The sequence below is a fragment of the Thiomicrorhabdus aquaedulcis genome, assembly GCF_004001325.1.
In the GTDB taxonomy this organism is placed as follows: Bacteria; Pseudomonadota; Gammaproteobacteria; order Thiomicrospirales; family Thiomicrospiraceae; genus Thiomicrorhabdus; species Thiomicrorhabdus aquaedulcis.
This window is the reverse complement of the sequence record NZ_AP018722.1, coordinates 1858145-1874642: the sequence shown is the minus strand read 5'-3', so window position 1 is coordinate 1874642 and position 16498 is coordinate 1858145. Positions and strand designations below refer to the sequence as shown.

General features: G+C 43.9%; 15 protein-coding genes. 9 read left to right on the top strand and 6 right to left on the bottom strand.

Going from position 1 to position 16498, the window contains the following annotated elements; all coding sequences use genetic code 11:
* Positions 1 to 74: 74 nt before the first annotated feature.
* Positions 75 to 1481: a type I glutamate--ammonia ligase gene (glnA, locus tag EP181_RS08560; protein ID WP_127471269.1), complete on the bottom strand. Its 1407-nt coding sequence runs from the start codon at positions 1479 to 1481 to the stop codon at positions 75 to 77.
* A gap of 335 nt (positions 1482 to 1816) precedes the next feature.
* Here glnA and EP181_RS08555 point away from each other — a divergent pair, with 335 nt between their 5' ends.
* The 6 genes from EP181_RS08555 to phoR all read left to right on the top strand — a co-directional run bounded on the left by EP181_RS08555 (position 1817) and on the right by phoR (position 9703).
* Entirely contained in the window at positions 1817 to 4108 is a 2292-nt protein-coding gene (locus tag EP181_RS08555) for an ABC transporter permease subunit (protein ID WP_127471268.1), read from the top strand.
* A gap of 11 nt (positions 4109 to 4119) precedes the next feature.
* Positions 4120 to 5772, top strand: a complete 1653-nt coding sequence (pstA, locus tag EP181_RS08550) for a phosphate ABC transporter permease PstA (RefSeq protein ID WP_127471267.1) — start codon at positions 4120 to 4122, stop codon at positions 5770 to 5772.
* A 42-nt stretch (positions 5773 to 5814) separates the two neighbouring features.
* Positions 5815 to 6633, top strand: coding sequence for a phosphate ABC transporter ATP-binding protein PstB (pstB, locus tag EP181_RS08545; protein WP_127471266.1), 819 nt, complete (start codon positions 5815 to 5817; stop codon positions 6631 to 6633).
* Positions 6634 to 6729: 96 nt separating this feature from the next.
* A complete protein-coding gene (phoU, locus tag EP181_RS08540) occupies positions 6730 to 7443 on the top strand; it encodes a phosphate signaling complex protein PhoU (protein ID WP_127471265.1) in 714 nt (237 codons plus the stop codon).
* Positions 7444 to 7699: 256 nt separating this feature from the next.
* Positions 7700 to 8398: a phosphate regulon transcriptional regulator PhoB gene (phoB, locus tag EP181_RS08535; RefSeq protein ID WP_127471264.1), complete on the top strand. Its 699-nt coding sequence runs from the start codon at positions 7700 to 7702 to the stop codon at positions 8396 to 8398.
* 3 nt (positions 8399 to 8401) lie between these two features.
* Positions 8402 to 9703, top strand: coding sequence for a phosphate regulon sensor histidine kinase PhoR (phoR, locus tag EP181_RS08530; protein WP_232023399.1), 1302 nt, complete (start codon positions 8402 to 8404; stop codon positions 9701 to 9703).
* A 224-nt stretch (positions 9704 to 9927) separates the two neighbouring features.
* Here phoR and EP181_RS08525 read toward each other — a convergent pair whose 3' ends face one another.
* Positions 9928 to 11499: an inorganic phosphate transporter gene (locus EP181_RS08525; RefSeq protein WP_127471263.1), complete on the bottom strand. Its 1572-nt coding sequence runs from the start codon at positions 11497 to 11499 to the stop codon at positions 9928 to 9930.
* A 260-nt stretch (positions 11500 to 11759) separates the two neighbouring features.
* Here EP181_RS08525 and EP181_RS08520 point away from each other — a divergent pair, with 260 nt between their 5' ends.
* Entirely contained in the window at positions 11760 to 12728 is a 969-nt protein-coding gene (locus EP181_RS08520; protein ID WP_127471262.1) for a PstS family phosphate ABC transporter substrate-binding protein, read from the top strand.
* A 119-nt stretch (positions 12729 to 12847) separates the two neighbouring features.
* Here EP181_RS08520 and EP181_RS08515 read toward each other — a convergent pair whose 3' ends face one another.
* The gene (locus EP181_RS08515; protein WP_127471261.1) at positions 12848 to 13099 is read right to left on the bottom strand and encodes a 2Fe-2S iron-sulfur cluster-binding protein; all 252 of its coding nucleotides are present in this window, start codon (positions 13097 to 13099) and stop codon (positions 12848 to 12850) included.
* A 77-nt stretch (positions 13100 to 13176) separates the two neighbouring features.
* Between EP181_RS08515 and EP181_RS08510 the strand changes: the two genes are divergently transcribed.
* Positions 13177 to 14043, top strand: a complete 867-nt coding sequence (locus EP181_RS08510) for an ion transporter (RefSeq protein ID WP_232023398.1) — start codon at positions 13177 to 13179, stop codon at positions 14041 to 14043.
* A 136-nt stretch (positions 14044 to 14179) separates the two neighbouring features.
* On the opposite strand, the gene EP181_RS08505 is transcribed toward EP181_RS08510, so the two are convergent.
* The gene (locus EP181_RS08505) at positions 14180 to 14698 is read right to left on the bottom strand and encodes a DsrE family protein (RefSeq protein ID WP_127471259.1); all 519 of its coding nucleotides are present in this window, start codon (positions 14696 to 14698) and stop codon (positions 14180 to 14182) included.
* A 154-nt stretch (positions 14699 to 14852) separates the two neighbouring features.
* On the opposite strand from EP181_RS08505, the gene EP181_RS08500 reads away from it, so the two are divergent.
* The gene (locus EP181_RS08500; RefSeq protein ID WP_127471258.1) at positions 14853 to 15149 is read left to right on the top strand and encodes a BolA family protein; all 297 of its coding nucleotides are present in this window, start codon (positions 14853 to 14855) and stop codon (positions 15147 to 15149) included.
* Positions 15150 to 15291: 142 nt separating this feature from the next.
* Here the strand turns inward: EP181_RS08500 and nrdB are convergent, their stop codons facing one another.
* Positions 15292 to 16275, bottom strand: a complete 984-nt coding sequence (gene nrdB / locus EP181_RS08495; protein ID WP_476718460.1) for a class Ia ribonucleoside-diphosphate reductase subunit beta — start codon at positions 16273 to 16275, stop codon at positions 15292 to 15294.
* Positions 16272 to 16424 (bottom strand): hypothetical protein, encoded by a 153-nt coding sequence (locus EP181_RS12955; protein WP_476718455.1) that lies wholly within the window; start codon positions 16422 to 16424, stop codon positions 16272 to 16274. Before EP181_RS12955 ends, nrdB begins: the two co-directional genes overlap by 4 nt.
* Between the last annotated feature and the right edge of the window lie 74 nt (positions 16425 to 16498).

The window sequence follows — 16498 nt, the reverse complement described above, 5'->3', positions numbered from 1 at the left end:
TTAATTTAGACGTTAAATTTAAGACATAAAAAAACCGCATTTCTGCGGTTTTTTTATAAGAGCGTTTAATGCAATTACATTGAATAGTACATGTCAAACTCAATCGGGTGCGTGGTGGCGCGCATGCGAGTAACGTCTTTCATTTTTAGTTCAATGTACGCGTCAATCATCTCGTCGGTGAACACACCGCTTTTGGTCAAGAATTCACGGTCTTTATCCAACTCTTCTAACGCTTGGTCTAGTGATGAGCAAACGGTTTTAAATTGCGCTTCTTCTTCTGGCTCTAAATCGTAAAGATCTTTTTCAGCCGGAGCGCCTGGATCAATTTTATTTAAAATACCGTCTAAACCAGCCATTAAGCTTGCCGCAAACGCTAGGTATGGGTTAGCCGTTGGATCTGGAAAACGTAATTCAACACGACGTGCGCGCTCAGACGGCGCGTAAGGGATGCGAATAGAGGCTGAACGGTTTTTACCAGAGTAGGCCAATAAAATAGGCGCTTCAAAGCCAGGAACCAAACGCTTGTATGAGTTAGTTCCAGGGTTAGTAAAGGCGTTTAGGGCGCGGGCGTGCTTCATTAAGCCGCCAATGTACCAAATGGCTTCTTGCGATAAACCAGAATATACGTCACCGGCAAAAATGTTTTTGCCATTTTTGGTTAAAGACTGGTTAATGTGCATGCCTGAACCGTTGTCGCCTACGATGGGTTTGGCCATAAACGTAGCGGTTTTGCCCAAGGCGTGACAGGTGTTGTGCACGGCGTATTTAAGAATTTGCACTTCGTCGGCTTTAGCGGTAAGGGTGTTACCACCTACAGCTAATTCGCACTGTCCAGCGGTGGCCACTTCGTGGTGGTGCGCTTCAATTTTTAGACCCATTTCTTCGGCCATAACGCAGATGTCGGCACGTACTTCGTGCAACTGGTCAACCGGAGGAACTGGAAAATAACCGCCTTTAATGCTTGGGCGGTGACCCATGTTGCCGCCTTCGTAGGCTTTTTCAGAGTTCCAAGCGGCTTCGCCACCGTCAATCTTAACAAAGCAACCAGAGATGTCAGCGCCCCAACGAACGTCATCAAAAATGAAGAATTCAGGTTCTGGACCAAAAAACGCTGTGTCGGCAATGCCGGTTGATTTTAGGTAAGCTTCTGCTTTTAACGCAATACCACGTGGATCTTTTTCATAAGATTCCATGGTGTTGGGGTCAATAACCATACAGCGAATGATGATGGTTGGATCGTTGGTGAAAGGATCTATTACGTAACCGTCGGTTTGTGGCATCAGAATCATGTCTGAATTATGAATGCCTTTCCAACCTTCGATAGATGAGCCGTCAAACGATTGACCGTCGGTAAAGAAATCTTCGTCTACTTTAGACGCAGGAACGGTGACATGTTGTTCTTTACCGTGTGTGTCAGTAAAGCGTAAGTCAGCCCATTTGACGTCTTTTTCTTGGATTAAATCAAAAATAGCTTGTGGCATTGTTATATGTCCTTTTACAGCGAAGGTGATTGAAATGAAGTTTGCAAATAATAGCTGGAATTGTGCCAGGTTGCCAATAATATTTATTAATCTTTTAACTGCTTGAATTTAACGGGTTTGATGGCTGTATTTTGCGTAACAGCGTGCAAGAAAAATGGAAAAATGTACAAATATGGTGCGTTGGGTGTTTTATTGTGGTGCGATGCAGCGATTAAATGCGGTGTTTTTTTTAGAAATATACGAGTTTTGCAACCTTATTGTCATATTGAGTCGTTATAGTTGCGTCGTGAAAAAACGCTTCCTTTTTAAATTGATTGCCGAAAGGTTAAAAACTTATGAGTACAACCCGTTCCTCAAACGCGCAAGCCGCTTTAGACAAAGCCTTAAAAGGACCTTTGTTTGATAAGCGAATCAAACGAAGAAATTTAAAAGATACGATAGCCGCAGTCGGAATAACCGTGGGTGGTATCAGTGTTATTTTTGCTGTTCTTTTAATTATGTTCTTTTTGGTGTACGTGGTTGGTCCATTATTTATATCAGCCTCTGTAGAAAAAGCCAATCAGTACACTGTGCCCGGTGGAGCTTCTGAAAAAACACTTTACTACGCTATGGATGAATATCAAGAATCTGCGGTACGTTTTAGTGCCTCGGGTAAGATGTTTGGCTTTACAGTCGCAACGGGTGAAACTACGTTAGTAGAAGATTTGCCATTAGGCGGTCAAACAATCAGTAGCTTTAATGTGGTGGACGAGGCTAAAAACATCTTAGCGTTTGGCTTGTCTGGTGGGGGCGTGTTGGTCGCTAAATATGGCTACAAAGTAACGTATCCTAACGATCAGCGTACTATTACGCCGGTTATGACTTATCCGTATGGTGAGACGCCTCTTGTGTTGGGCGATTCGGAAATTACGCATTTAGCCTTGCGTGATAAAACGTCTGACTTGCAAATAGCTTATGTGCAATCAGGGGCAAGTGAATCTATTGAGTTAAAACGTTTCTCAAAAATTGAGTCGATGTTGACCGATGGCATAACGCTTGAACAAGATGTCGCGGTGAGCATTCAAGCTAAAGGTCAAATTGATTGGCTGTTACTGGATGGCAACATGCGCAATTTGTATACGGTAAGCAAAACCGGTGAAGCGCATTATTTTAATCTACGTGATTTACGCAACCCTGAATACATTGAGCAAATTGATTTATTGCCTGCAGGGCAGCAAGAAAATGTTACCACCGTGCGTTTTTTACTAGGCGATTATTCTTTAATGGTCGGTACAAGCCAAGGTCAGGTCATGCAGTGGTTTCCAGTGCGTGATGCAAACAACGACTACAGCTTAAAAAATATTCGTAATTTTAAAGTCAGCGAATCTCCCATTGAAACCATTGCTATTGAGAAAGGGCGTAAAGGATTTGCCACAACCAATGCAGAGGGAGAGTTAGATTTATTTCATTCGACCTCTGAGCGTCATTTGTACTCTGAGCTTGTTAGTTCTAGTGGTGCTGGTTTTGTAGCGATTACGCCGCGTGCTAACGGTGCATTGATTGAAACTGCTGAAGGTCAATTGGTGCAGTATCATATTGAAAACGAGCACCCTGACGTATCCATGTCAAACCTATGGGGTAAGGTATGGTATGAAGGCTATGACGAGCCTACTTATACGTGGCAGTCGTCTTCGGCTAACTCAGATTTTGAGCCCAAGTTTTCATTAACGCCTTTAACCTTTGGTACGTTAAAAGCGGCCTTATATTCAATGTTGTTTGCCGTGCCTATTGCTGTTTTGGCGGCCATTTTTACAGCGTTTTTTATGGATAAACAAACTCGCCAGTGGATTAAACCATCGGTTGAGCTTATTGAAGCCTTGCCTACGGTAATTTTAGGGTTTTTAGCCGGTCTGTGGTTAGCCCCTTATATGGAAGCGCATTTACCCGGGTTTTTCTCGCTGTTTATTGTAGTGCCCATTGGGATATTGCTCTTTGGTTATGGGTGGTCAAAATTGCCCGAAAACCTGCGTCATAAAGTCCCTGTGGGCAAGCGTGCAGTCTTAATGATTCCGGTTGTTTTATTCTTAGGTTGGGTTGCAATGACTATGAGCGTGCCTATTGAAAACGCTGTGTTTCAAGGTGATATGCGCCAATGGTTAACGGTTAGTGCAGGCATAGATTTTGATCAGCGTAACGCCATGGTTATCGGTTTTGCTATGGGCTTTGCATTAATTCCCACCATCTTTTCAGTGGCCGAGGACGCTATTTATAACGTACCGGGCTACTTGGTTAATGCTTCTTTGGCATTGGGTGCAAGCGGTTGGCAAACTTTGGTGGGCGTAGTGTTGCCTACCGCCAGTCCTGGGATTTTTTCGGCCATTATGTTGGGCTTTGGACGCGGCGTGGGTGAAACCATGATTGTGTTGATGGCATCGGGTAATACGCCGCTTATGGAAACCAACCTGTTTGAAGGCTTGCGTACCCTGTCGGCCAACTTAGCGGTTGAAATGGCCGAAACAGAAGTCGCCAGTTCGCATTATCGAGTGTTGTTTTTATCAGGCCTGGTGTTGTTTATTTTCACCTTTGTATTTAACACATTAGCCGAAGTTGTTCGTCAAAGAATGCGTCGCAAATACGGTTCGCTATAAGGAGTTATGAGATGAAAACCTGGTTTAAAAAAGGCGAACATTGGATTTGGTTTAGTGCATCAACTGTCAGTATCAGTTTGGTATTGGTGTTTGGTTTGTTGGCGATGATTACTTATAAAGGCCTGATTCACTTTTGGCCACATGAGGTTTATGAGGTAAGTGTTAAGCAACCCAATGGCCAGTTAGAAACGGTGATTGGCGAGTGGCAAGACTCTAAGATGTTGGTGGTTGAAAGTGATGCGCCAGAAGCAATTCATGGCAAAATCGACGTTCCCCAGCACCTTATTAAGACCGGTAACCGCGATATTCTAGGCATTGATTTTAGATGGGTCAGCAGTTTGGACTTGCAAGGTGGTTTTACTACCTTGTCTAACAATGTCATGGTGGTTGAGCGTTTTGAGTACGGTAATCTGTATGGTCACGCGGTGCAGTTTAGTGTGGACGGTCAAGATATCAGAGAGCCTGCCGAGTTATTGGCGCGCTTAAATGAGCAAGTGGGTAAAAGCGCCGATATTCGCGCCGAAATACGTCACATCGAAAAAATCGAGATTGGTAAATTAAACGCCAAAATTGAGGGGTTACGTTTAGAAGAAAAAATACAAATTGCTGACAAGACCTTAACCACTGACAGCAAGGCTCTGTTGGATTCACAACGCGCCGAATATGAAAAGCAATTTACTGCCTACCAAGGGCAAACTAAGGTTTTTTATGATCAGTTAAAATTGTTGGGTGAGTTAACTTTACGCGTTAGCACGGGTAAAGAAGTCGTTGTTCCTGTGGTAAAGATGGTACACGCTTGGCAGCCTAACAATATGACGACCACTGAAAAGGTGGGGTATTTCTTTAATGCTATGGGCAACTTCTTGTGGGACGACCCACGTGAAGCCAATACCGAAGGTGGTGTGTTTCCAGCCATTATTGGTACCGTGACCATGGTGTTATTGATGACGTTATTTGTAACCCCAATGGGCGTTATTGCCGCCATTTACATGCGTGAATACGCTAGAGAAGGCACGGTATTGCGTTTGGTTCGTATATCCATTAACAACCTGGCGGGTGTTCCGTCGATTGTCTTTGGTATTTTTGGATTAGGGTTCTTTGTATATATTTTAGGTGCCAATGTAGACGAACTGTTTTACAACTACGCCTTACCCAGTCCTACTTTTGGAACGCCAGGCTTATTATGGGCGTCATTGACCATGGCGTTGCTAACGTTGCCCGTGGTGATTGTGTCAACCGAAGAAGGCTTGTCGCGTATTCCTCGTGCTTTACGTGAAGGTGGCTTGGCCTTGGGTGCAACTAAAGCCGAAACCATTATGCGTTTAGTATTGCCCATGGCGATGCCTGCGATTATGACCGGATTAATTTTGGCTATTGCGCGTGCAGCGGGTGAGGTTGCTCCGTTAATGTTGGTGGGCGTGGTTAAATTAGCTCCAGAGTTGCCAATAGACATGATTGCCCCGTTTGTGCATTTAGACCGCAAATTTATGCACTTAGGTTTTCACATCTACGACGTAGGCTTCCAAAGTCCTAATATAGAAGCTTCTCAGCCCTTAGTGTATGCAACGTCTTTATTGTTGGTGATTATTATTGTCGGGCTTAACTTAGGCGCCATCACCATTCGTAACCGATTAAGAGAACGCTACAAAGCGCTTGACCATTAACCTACATGCTTGGCATGACCCCTATTTTTAAGGAAAATCGACATGAGTGAATACAACATGAGTATTTCGTTAGACAGAGAAGATCGCAGCCTATCGTTAGCAAACGAAAAAGTGGCAATTGAAGTTAAAAACTGGAATCTTTATTACGGTACCAAGCAAGCGTTGATGGATGTAAATATGATTATCCCCGAAAACCGCGTTACCGCGTTTATTGGGCCGTCAGGGTGCGGTAAATCGACTTTATTGCGTTGTTTTAATCGCATGAACGATCTTATTGACATTGTGAATACCAAAGGTGAGATGTTGTTGCATGGCGATGAAATGTACGCCAAGCAAATGGACGTAGCTGCATTACGCCGCCGTGTGGGCATGGTGTTTCAAAAGCCTAATCCGTTTCCAAAATCCATTTATGAAAATGTTTGCTACGGTTTGCGTTTGCAAGGCATCAGTGACAAAGCTGTATTAGACGAAACGGTCGAATGGGCATTAAAAGGCGCAGGATTGTGGGAAGAAGCCAAAGATCGTTTGCACGACAATGCGTTGGGATTGTCTGGTGGACAACAGCAACGTTTGTGCATTGCACGCGCCATTGCCATTAAGCCTGAAGTGCTGTTATTGGATGAGCCCACGTCGGCGTTAGATCCTATCTCGACGCTTGCCATTGAAGAACTTATTTTTGAGCTTAAAAAAGACTTTACTATTGTTATTGTTACGCACAATATGCAACAAGCGGCACGTGTATCAGATTACACGGCCTTTATGTACATGGGTGAACTCATTGAATACGCTGACACCGACAGCTTGTTTACGCGCCCTAAAATTAAGCGTACCGAAGATTACATTACCGGACGTTATGGCTAATATACGCTTCACAACGTTTTAAAACGGCGTTGACCAGGCCTGGTCAACGCAAAAATCCGCATATATTTTATTAAAGCTGTTTTTAGGAGTGTAACCATGGAACGTACTGAATTTAAAGCGCATATTTCTGAGCAATACAATCGCAATTTAGAAGACCTGTTTAACCAAGTATTAGAAATGGGTGGAATGGTCGAAAAACAACTCGATAACGCCCTAGAAGCTATTAAATGTAACGATTTGCCATTGGCAAAAAACATTAAAGTGTTGGACAAAATTGTCAACAAAGAAGAGATGGAAATTAACCGTTTGTGCGCCAGCGTTTTAGCACGTCAACAACCTACGGCGTCAGATTTACGTTTAATTATTATTGCCATCCGAATTGCAGTCGATTTAGAGCGAATGGGCGATGAGTCGGTTAACGCCGCCAAATTAGCCATTAAAATTGCCGACAGTGATTATCGTTGCGAAAGCATTCCGGGTTACTTAGGTTTGATAGAAATTGCCACCTGCGCCACTGAAATGCTTAAAAAGTCACTCAATGCCTTTTCACGGTTAGACTTATCCGAAATTGCGGATATAATCGACGATGAAGAACGCATGGACATTGCCCTAAAAACCGCTACTCAAAGCGTGTTGCAAGGTTTTAACAGTACCAATATTCCACCAGAGTATTTAATCGAAATGATTTATGCGTTGCGTGCCGCCGAGCGTATTACCGACCATGCGGTTAATATTGCCGAAAGCGTCGTGTACTTGGTCGAAGGTCAAGACATTCGCAATATGGATTCAGATAAACTAGCAGACTTTTAAAAGGCGTTAAACCCGTTTAATTATTAGAGACCTTTGCACGAGTGAGGCGCGAAAGAAAAATGCGGGAAAATTTGCCTGATTGCGGCGGGAAATGCAGTGAATAGCTGGCTATTCGCAAGTTTTTCAACAAAAATCGGGTGAATTTTAACCATTTTTATTCGTGAATTCACTCGTGCAAAGGTCTCATTAAGCCTAAAAGACGTGCAAAGGTGGTCTGGCTCACGAGTCTGCACCACCCAATAGGAGAAAGACATTAATGTCACAACCCACCATTTTGATTGTTGAGGACGAAGCTGCAATTCGCGATATGCTTAGATTTACCTTGGAATCTTCGGAATACACGGTAATAGAAGCGGCGAACGCTGAGCAGGCCTGGTTAATGGTGCTTGAGCAACAACCCGATCTGATTTTATTGGATTGGATGCTTCCCGGCATCAGCGGTGTTTCACTGGCGCAACGCATTAGACAAAATGACAAAACGCGTGCGGTGCCCATTATTTTGTTAACCGCTCGCGGTGAAGAAAACGATCAGGTTAAAGGCTTTGAAGCCGGTGCAGACGATTACGTGGTTAAACCATTTTCTCCGCGCGCCTTAGTGGCTAGGGTAAAAGCCATATTGCGTCGTCAAGAAAGTGACGTTCAATCGGTTGATGCCTTAGTGGCCGGAAAAATGCACTTAGACTTAACCAGTCACCGTTTTTTAGTAGACCAACAAGAAGTTAAATTAGGCCCTACTGAGTTTAAGTTGATTCAGTTTTTTATGTCTCATCCCAACCGCGTCTATTCACGGACGCAATTACTTAATCACGTCTGGGGCGAAAACATTGTGGTCGAAGACCGCACGGTTGACGTTCATATTCGTCGGTTACGTAAAATTCTTGAACCGCTTAATGTCGCCGATTACATTCAAACTATTCGCGGCACCGGCTACCGATTTTCGGCGCTTGAGGTTTAAGCGTTGTTGTCCAGCGGCGTTCGCCGCGAACTCACTTGGCTAGTTACCTCGTTGTGGGGGGTGATGTTTTTTGCTTGGCTTACCAGTTGGTGGCTACAAAGCTTTGTGGCGTATGCCGTTTTTTATGTGGCTCGACAGTTGTGGAGTATGCGCAAATTTGAGCGGTGGATGGAAGGCGGTACCCAATCGGCTTTTCCACCCACGTCTGGGTTTTGGAGCGAGCTAAGCTACTTGGTGTCAAAGAAACAGCGAGCGGTTGAAAAGCACGCCGATTTGCAACTGTATAAGTCAGAGCAATTTAAAGCCGCATCCATGCTGATTCCTGATGCCATTATTTCGTTAGATTCTAAAAACTACATTGAATGGTTTAATGCCTCAACCGAAAGTATTTTAGAGTTTAAGCGTGATGATGTCGGTCGTAAAATTGAAAGTTTGATGCGGCATCCTGATTTTTTAGCGTATTTAAAACTAAAACAACACACGTCTTCCTTAACCATTAAACGGTTGCAAGGTCAGCAACGCATTTACAATGTGCAAATTATCCCGTATTTTAACAATCATAAGCTATTGATTTTAAGAGATATTAGTGAGCTTTATAATTTGGCACAAGTGCGGCGAGATTTTATAGCCAACGCCTCGCACGAGTTGCGTACCCCGCTTACGGTGTTAAAAGGGTATTTAGAAGTCATGCTCGACACCCCAGGGCCGCATCAAGCACAATGGCAGGGCGCTTTGAGCAATATGCAAAATCAATCGGATCGCATGCAGGCTATTATTGAAGATTTGCTTATGTTGTCGCGCATGGAGTCCGAAACCTTAACCGCCAAAGAAGAACCGGTTGATGTGCCTGATATGCTGGTTAAACTTGAAGTAGAGGCCAATCAGCTCAGTCAAGGGCAGCATAAAATTGTTTTTGATGTAGACCCTTGTCTTGGCGTGATGGGGCAACCTGAACCGCTTAAAAGTGTGTTTATGAACTTGGTGTCAAATGCTATTCGCTATACGCCAGAAGGCGGTGTGATAGAAGTGCGTTGGTTTAAAGAAAAAAATAGCGCGCAATTTTCCGTCAAAGACAACGGCATTGGCATTGCACCCGAGCACATTAGCCGCATTACCGAACGTTTTTACCGTGTTGACACAGCACGTTCACGTGGCACGGGGGGAACAGGGTTGGGGCTGGCCATTGTAAAACACATTTTAGAGCGTCATGGCTCTTCATTGGCAATTAACAGTCAGTTGGGTAAAGGGTCAACGTTTAGTTGTAAGTTCTCTGCTAAAAAGGTGATTGAGCAAACGCCAGATTAAGTATATGAGACCTTTGCACGAGTGGGGTACGAGAAAAAATGAGGAAAAATTTTTGGCCGTACATCCACTCGTGCAAAGGTCTCTATATAGAAGTGTTTGATTTAAGCGCAGTGACCAGGCCTGGTGAGGTTGTTGATGAATGTATGCAAACAACCAGGCCTGGTTAAAATATATTTAATAAAAAACTGAATAAGCGTTATGTTGTAAAGGGTGGTTAAAGGTCATTAAGGCACCATCATTCCGCGAATTGCATAATATATCAATGCAGCCAACAGAGCCGACGCAGGAACCGTAATGACCCAGGCGGCCACAATTTTTAAGAACGCCGAGCGTTTTACCAACTCTTTTTGATAAACCTTGTTAAGCGATTTACGCTCTTTTTTGGTTAGTTCTAGCTCTGTTTGCTTGTCTTTTAATTGCGCCAGCATGAGTTTTTTCTGTTTTACTGATGCTTTTTCAAATTTTTGAATAAAGCGTTCAGTAACGTGATGATCGGCACCTTGATGGTGGTCACGAATCTCTTGTATGGTATTGGCGTAATTGCGTTTTAAATATTCACGCAAGAACCCAACGCCAAAAATGCCGCCTACCGCAATGTGGGTAGAGCTTACGGGTAATCCCAGTTGAGAGGCAACAATCACCGTGACAGAGGCCGCCATAGCCACAGAATAGGCGCGCATTTGATCCAGTTCGGTAATTTCACTGCCAACTGTTTTAATAAGTTTAGGGCCAAACAAGAGTAGCCCTAAACTGATGCCAAGCGCACCAATCACTAAAATCCACAATGGAATAGCCGCACTGGCTGAAACGCCGTGGGTTTGCACAGCATCGTAAATGGCTGCCAAAGGCCCTACGGCATTGGCTACGTCATTGGCACCGTGAGCAAAGCTCAATAAAGCGGCCGCAAAAATAAGCGGAATGGTAAACAACTTGTTAACGCTGTTTTTGTTATTTTGCATGCTGTTGGCGTTGCGGTTAATAATGCGTTTTACGCCCCAATAGGTTAGCAAGGCAATGATTAAACCAATCAATGCGGCTTCGTAAAACTCTGCTTTCCAAAGGGTTTTTAAGCCTTTCATAACCAAATAAGTTGAAAATGCCCACGCCATAAGAGCAATTAAAATAGGCAACATGCGCTTAGAAGCCGCCACCATATCGTCTTTGTAGGTGATCGTGCGCTTTATCCAAAACAGAAACCCGGCGGCAATTAAGCCGCCTAAAATGGGTGAGATAACCCAGCTGGCAGCAATAGCCCCCATTTGGTTCCAGTTGGCAATGTCCCAACCGGCGGCGGCAATGCCCGCCCCTAAAACCCCGCCAACAATCGAATGCGTGGTAGAAACGGGTGCACCCATAGCGGTCGCTAGGTTTAACCATAATGCGCCGGCCAATAAAGCGGCAATCATGAGCCAAATAAACGTGTCGCTGTCGTTAATTAATTGAGGGTCAATGATGCCATTTTTGATGGTGCTGATTACGTCACCCCCCGCAATGAGCGCGCCGGCGGTTTCAAATATAGCGGCTAAGACGATGGCACCTGTAAGCGTAAGCGCCTTAGAACCCACCGCGGGACCTACGTTGTTGGCCACGTCATTGGCACCAATGTTAAGTGCCATGTAACCACCAATCATGGCGGCGATAACCAGTTCGATGCTGACCACGCCCGTGCCCGTTTGCAGGTTTGCGGTAAACATCATAATCATAATAATAAAGAGCAGAGCCGTACCAAAGCGAAACATTTCTTTGCGGCCGCGCTGGGTGGCGTTTTCTATGTCGTTAATATCTCGTAATTCCATAAGCTTAAAGCTCTACTGTTGGCTAAATTAGGCGTGAATTGTATATAAAAACCGCTTAAAAAGGGCGGAATATTACAAAAAGATGACAAGATAAGTAATGGTCTCTTTTGGGGTGTTAGGCCATGAATATTTTCGTGCTTTTAAGCACGGTTAGGTACGACGTCACACAGTTGTCATATTTCTGTCAATTGCGTGTTATGAAGTGTGCTTATACTTTTGTCCCGTAAAGAACGTTTTTATTATTAACTCGGAGTATAAACATGATTAAACGTAAGTTTTTAATGGCCATGGGTCTTGCTGCTACTACCGTAATGGCATCAAACGCCGCTCACGCCGTAGACGCTAATTTACCTGTTTACGAAAAAGTTTCAGGTGTTTCTGGTAACTTAAACTCAGTGGGTTCAGATACCCTTGCTAACTTAATGACCCTTTGGGCTGAAGAGTTTAAGCGTACGTATCCAAACGTTAACATCCAAATTCAGGCGGCTGGTTCTTCTACTGCGCCACCAGCACTAGCTGAAAGCACGTCTAACATTGGCCCTATGAGCCGTAAAATGAAAGACAAAGAAATTTCTTCGTTTGAAGAAAAACACGGTTACAAGCCTACTGCTGTTGCCGTTGCGATTGATGCCTTGGCTGTATACGTAAACAAAGACAACCCAATTGACGGTTTGTCTCTTGCACAAGTAGACGCTATTTTCTCTACAACACGTACATGTGGTGCTAAAGAAGATATTACTAACTGGGGTCAGATTGGCGCAACAGGGACTTTATCTGATAAAGACATTCAGTTATTTGGACGTAACTCAGTGTCTGGAACTTACGGATACTACAAAGAAAAAGCGCTTTGTAAAGGTGACTTTAAGTCGTCAGTTAACGAGCAACCTGGTTCTGCATCGGTTGTACAATCTGTTTCAGCTTCTTTAAACGGGATTGGTTATTCTGGAATCGGTTACAAAACAGCCGGTGTTAAAGCTTTAGCATTAGGCAAGAAAGAGGGCGATAAGCACGTTGCAGCCACTACTGAAAACGCGTTAAATGGTACTTACCCATTGTCACGTTTATTGTATGTGTATGTTAACAAAGCGCCTAACAAGCCTATCGAGCCAGTTGTGGGTGAGTTCTTAAAGTTAGTATTGTCTAAAAAAGGCCAAGAAGACGTTGAGAAGGATGGTTACATTGCACTTCCTGCTGAAATCGTTGCTAAGCAATTAGCGGCTATTAAGTAATATGATGCAAAACTTAACGCATTGAACAATGCGTTAAGCAGATGGTTTATTGGCCTTAATAGGCCATATTGACACAAAAAACCCACTTTTTAGTGGGTTTTTTGTGTATCCGATTTAAGTTAAATTAACTCAATAACCACATCGGTTAACGGAATTACGCTGCAGGTTAAAATCTCACCCGCCCGCGTATCGTAAGCGGGACTTTGAATTTCTTCTACTTTTCCGGATATTAATCGCACAGTACACGCGCCGCAATTGCCACCACGGCAACTGTAGGGCATGTCAAAACCGTTTTCATCTAAGGCTTCTAACAGTGAAAACTGTCCGGTAAATTCACACTCACCTTGTCCTACGACTTGAATCTTTGCCATGGTATTTCCTTTTTGTTTTGGATGGGTCATTTAACGTGGTGTATTTTAACAACGATTGATAAGGGCTTTGCAGTAAAATGCCCCTCTTATTTAAAAAACAAAAGAAGATTGTGTTTATGACCTGGAATGACTTTCAAAATCGCTTTCAAACTATTCGTGACAACAAAGCATTTGAGCTGTTTGTGATTGGGGTGATTATTTTTTCATCGTTGATGATTGGTATTCGCACCTACGAGATGCATCCGGTGGCCGAACAAATTTTATGGGGTTTAGATTACGCCGTCACCCTGTTCTTTTTGCTAGAAATAAGCATTCGCATGGCGGCCGAAGACCGTCTAAAAGACTTCTTTAAAAAGGGCTGGAATATTTTTGACTTTGTGATTGTGGCGGTGAGTTTAATTCCGCTAGACGATTCGCAATACGCCCTTATTGCGCGAATGTTGCGTTTGTTTAGGGTCATGCGTTTAATCTCGTTTATTCCTGAGCTGCGCGTGTTGGTAAGCGCTTTACTCAGCGCCTTACCGCGCATGGGGTATGTGGCGTTATTAATGTTTATTATCTTTTATGTGTACGCAGTCATTGGAAACTTGTTGTTTGAAAACATTAATCCGGTGCTGTGGGGCGATTTGGGTGTGTCGTTGCTCACCCTGTTTAGAGTGGCCACATTTGAAAGCTGGACCAGCGTAATGTACGAAACCATGGCGATGTACGGCTTAAGTTGGATTTATTATTTAACGTTTATTTTCTTTTCGGCGTTTGTGTTTTTTAACATGATGATTGGGATTGTGGTTGAGGTGTTAGACGAAGAGCATAAAAAATTAACCGCCGATCAAGACGACCTAGAAAAACAAGAACACGTGGACTACGAGATGCGCATTGAGCAAGAGTTGCAGGCGTTGCATCAAAAACTGGACGCGCTTTTGGCACAACAAGCGGTTAAATAGAGTCGTTAATTAGAGCGGTTAAATAGAGCGGTTAAACCAGGCCTGGTCATTTGAATTTACAAAATTTAACAAATCTACCAGGCCTGGTAATGTAAAAGGTGAAGTAAAGAGTAATTTACAAATTAGCCGTGATGCATTACCAAAATAACGGTTTGTAACCTTCTTCTTGCAGCTCCATTAACGCCGCCGCACCCACTTCGGCGTATTCGGCAAAGTCACGCATGTCGGCGTCTTTCCAGTGCAGGGTGTTCATAGTGTTGCCGCACGCAATCCAGCGCACGTTGTAGTCTTTAGCAAAACTCGCCACGCGTTCGTAGGTAAGGGGGTCTACTTTACGGGTCGGGTTTTTGGCCAATACATGCAACCCAGGACCAATCGCGACCACGGCAATGTCCACGTTGTCGCCGTAGCGTTTAATCATGGCCTGAATTGAATTTAAAATTCCCAATTGATAATCGGGGTCGGCTTTGTTAAACATGTACACCGCTTTGTGTTGCGCTGGATCGCCCGGAAAACGCTCGGTGGGCGCGTCTTGCAGTTCGGGTACGGGTTTAAGTGCACCGCTGGCCGGAGCAGATTGTGTTTGCGCTTGGCTTAAGGGACTAAAGCTGAATAAGCACACGCTTACGAGGGCAGAGGTTTTAACAAAGTTCATGGCAGACTCCTGTGTCAATAGACCTAAAATTATACTCACAAACAGTGATAAAAATATAAATTTAAGGCATAAATAAGTTTTATAATCTTGGGTTCAGTGCGACCAGTTAACATTGAGTTAACCCCGCCAAGCCCATATTGATGAGGTATTTTGTATGTTACAACCCCAAATTGAACACGCCATTCGCGCCACTTTTAATGTGGTCTACATGGAGCTAATAAACGAAAGTCACATGCATTCTGGGCCAGAACCCGAATCGCATTTTAAGTTGGTGGTGGTGTCGCCCGAGTTTGAAGGCTTGGCCAAAGTAAGGCGTCAGCAAGCGGTATACCGCGCGTTAAACGAGTTAATGCCGCAGTTTCACGCGTTGGGCTTGCACACCTATTCGCCCACCGAATGGTTAGCAGTCGAGCAAGCGCCGCGTTCGCCAAAATGCACCGGCGGGCATTAAGTTGTCTTTTTAAAAACGTTGCCGTGTATTAACGCAAAAAACCCATTTAACCAGGCCTGGTTAAATGGGTTTTTTGGTTTTAAAAGCCTTTTTAACCAGATTTATATGCGGTCTAAAAGCTTTTTAACGGTGTTGCAAACCGCTACAGTGAAAAATCGTTAAAGTCTTCTTGGTTTACTTTTGAGTCAACTTGTCCCACCAAATACGAACTTATTTCGGACTCTTGTGGGGCGACTTGTACATTATCGCTCACCAGCCAATTGTTCATCCACGGAAGTGGATTGCTTTTGTGTTCAAAAATGGGTTCAAGGCGTAAGGCTTTTAGACGCACGTTGGTAATGTATTCCACATAGTCTTTTAAAATTTGCGCGTTTAAACCAATCATCGAGCCATTTTTAAACAGGTACTCAGCCCACTCTTTTTCTTGCTGAGCGGCTTCTTTAAAGATCGTGTAGGTCTGTTCCAGTTGTTCTTTGGCAATTAACGCCATCTCTGGATCGTCTTGACCGTCAGCCAAGAGATTGATCATGTTTTGCGTGCCCGACAAATGCAAAGCCTCGTCGCGCGCAATCAGTTTAATCACCTTGGCGTTGCCTTCCATTAAGCTGCGTTCGGCAAACGAAAAACTGCAGGCAAACGACACATAAAACCGAATGGCTTCTAACACATTGACCGACACCAAGGTTAAATACAGCGCGGTTTTAATCTTTTTACGAAACGCATCGTCTTGAGACAAATCAATTTCGTTGGCATACATGTGATTGGTTAAGGCAATCAGCTCATCGTAATAGTGGGTAACGCTTTCAGCGCGTTTGGTAATCTCTTCGTTATTGACAATGTCGTCAAAAATCAACGAGGGATTGGCGACAATATTGCGAATAATATGAGTGTACGAGCGGCTGTGAATGGTTTCGCTAAACGCCCAGGTTTCTATCCACGTTTCTAACTCGGGAATAGACACCAGCGGCAGCAGAGCGATGTTAGGCGAACGGCCTTGCACCGAATCGAGCAGGGTTTGATATTTTAAATTGCTGATAAAAATGTGCTGTTCGTTGTCGGGCAAATCGGCGTATTCGGTGCGATCGCTCGATAAATCGACCTCTTCGGGACGCCAAAAAAAGCTCAGTTGTTTTTCAATGAGTTTTTCAAAAAAGGGTATTTTTGCTGGTCATAACGCGCCACATTGACGTTTTGACCAAAGAACATCGGTTCTTTCATGGCATCGTTGGGTGAACGACAAAAAGTAGAATAACTGTGTTTTTCTTTGCAGCTCATAGTGGCGGAGTCCTGAATAAAAATGGGTCAAGTAGTTTACATTAAAACATCGGTCTAAAACACGTGTTTGAGAA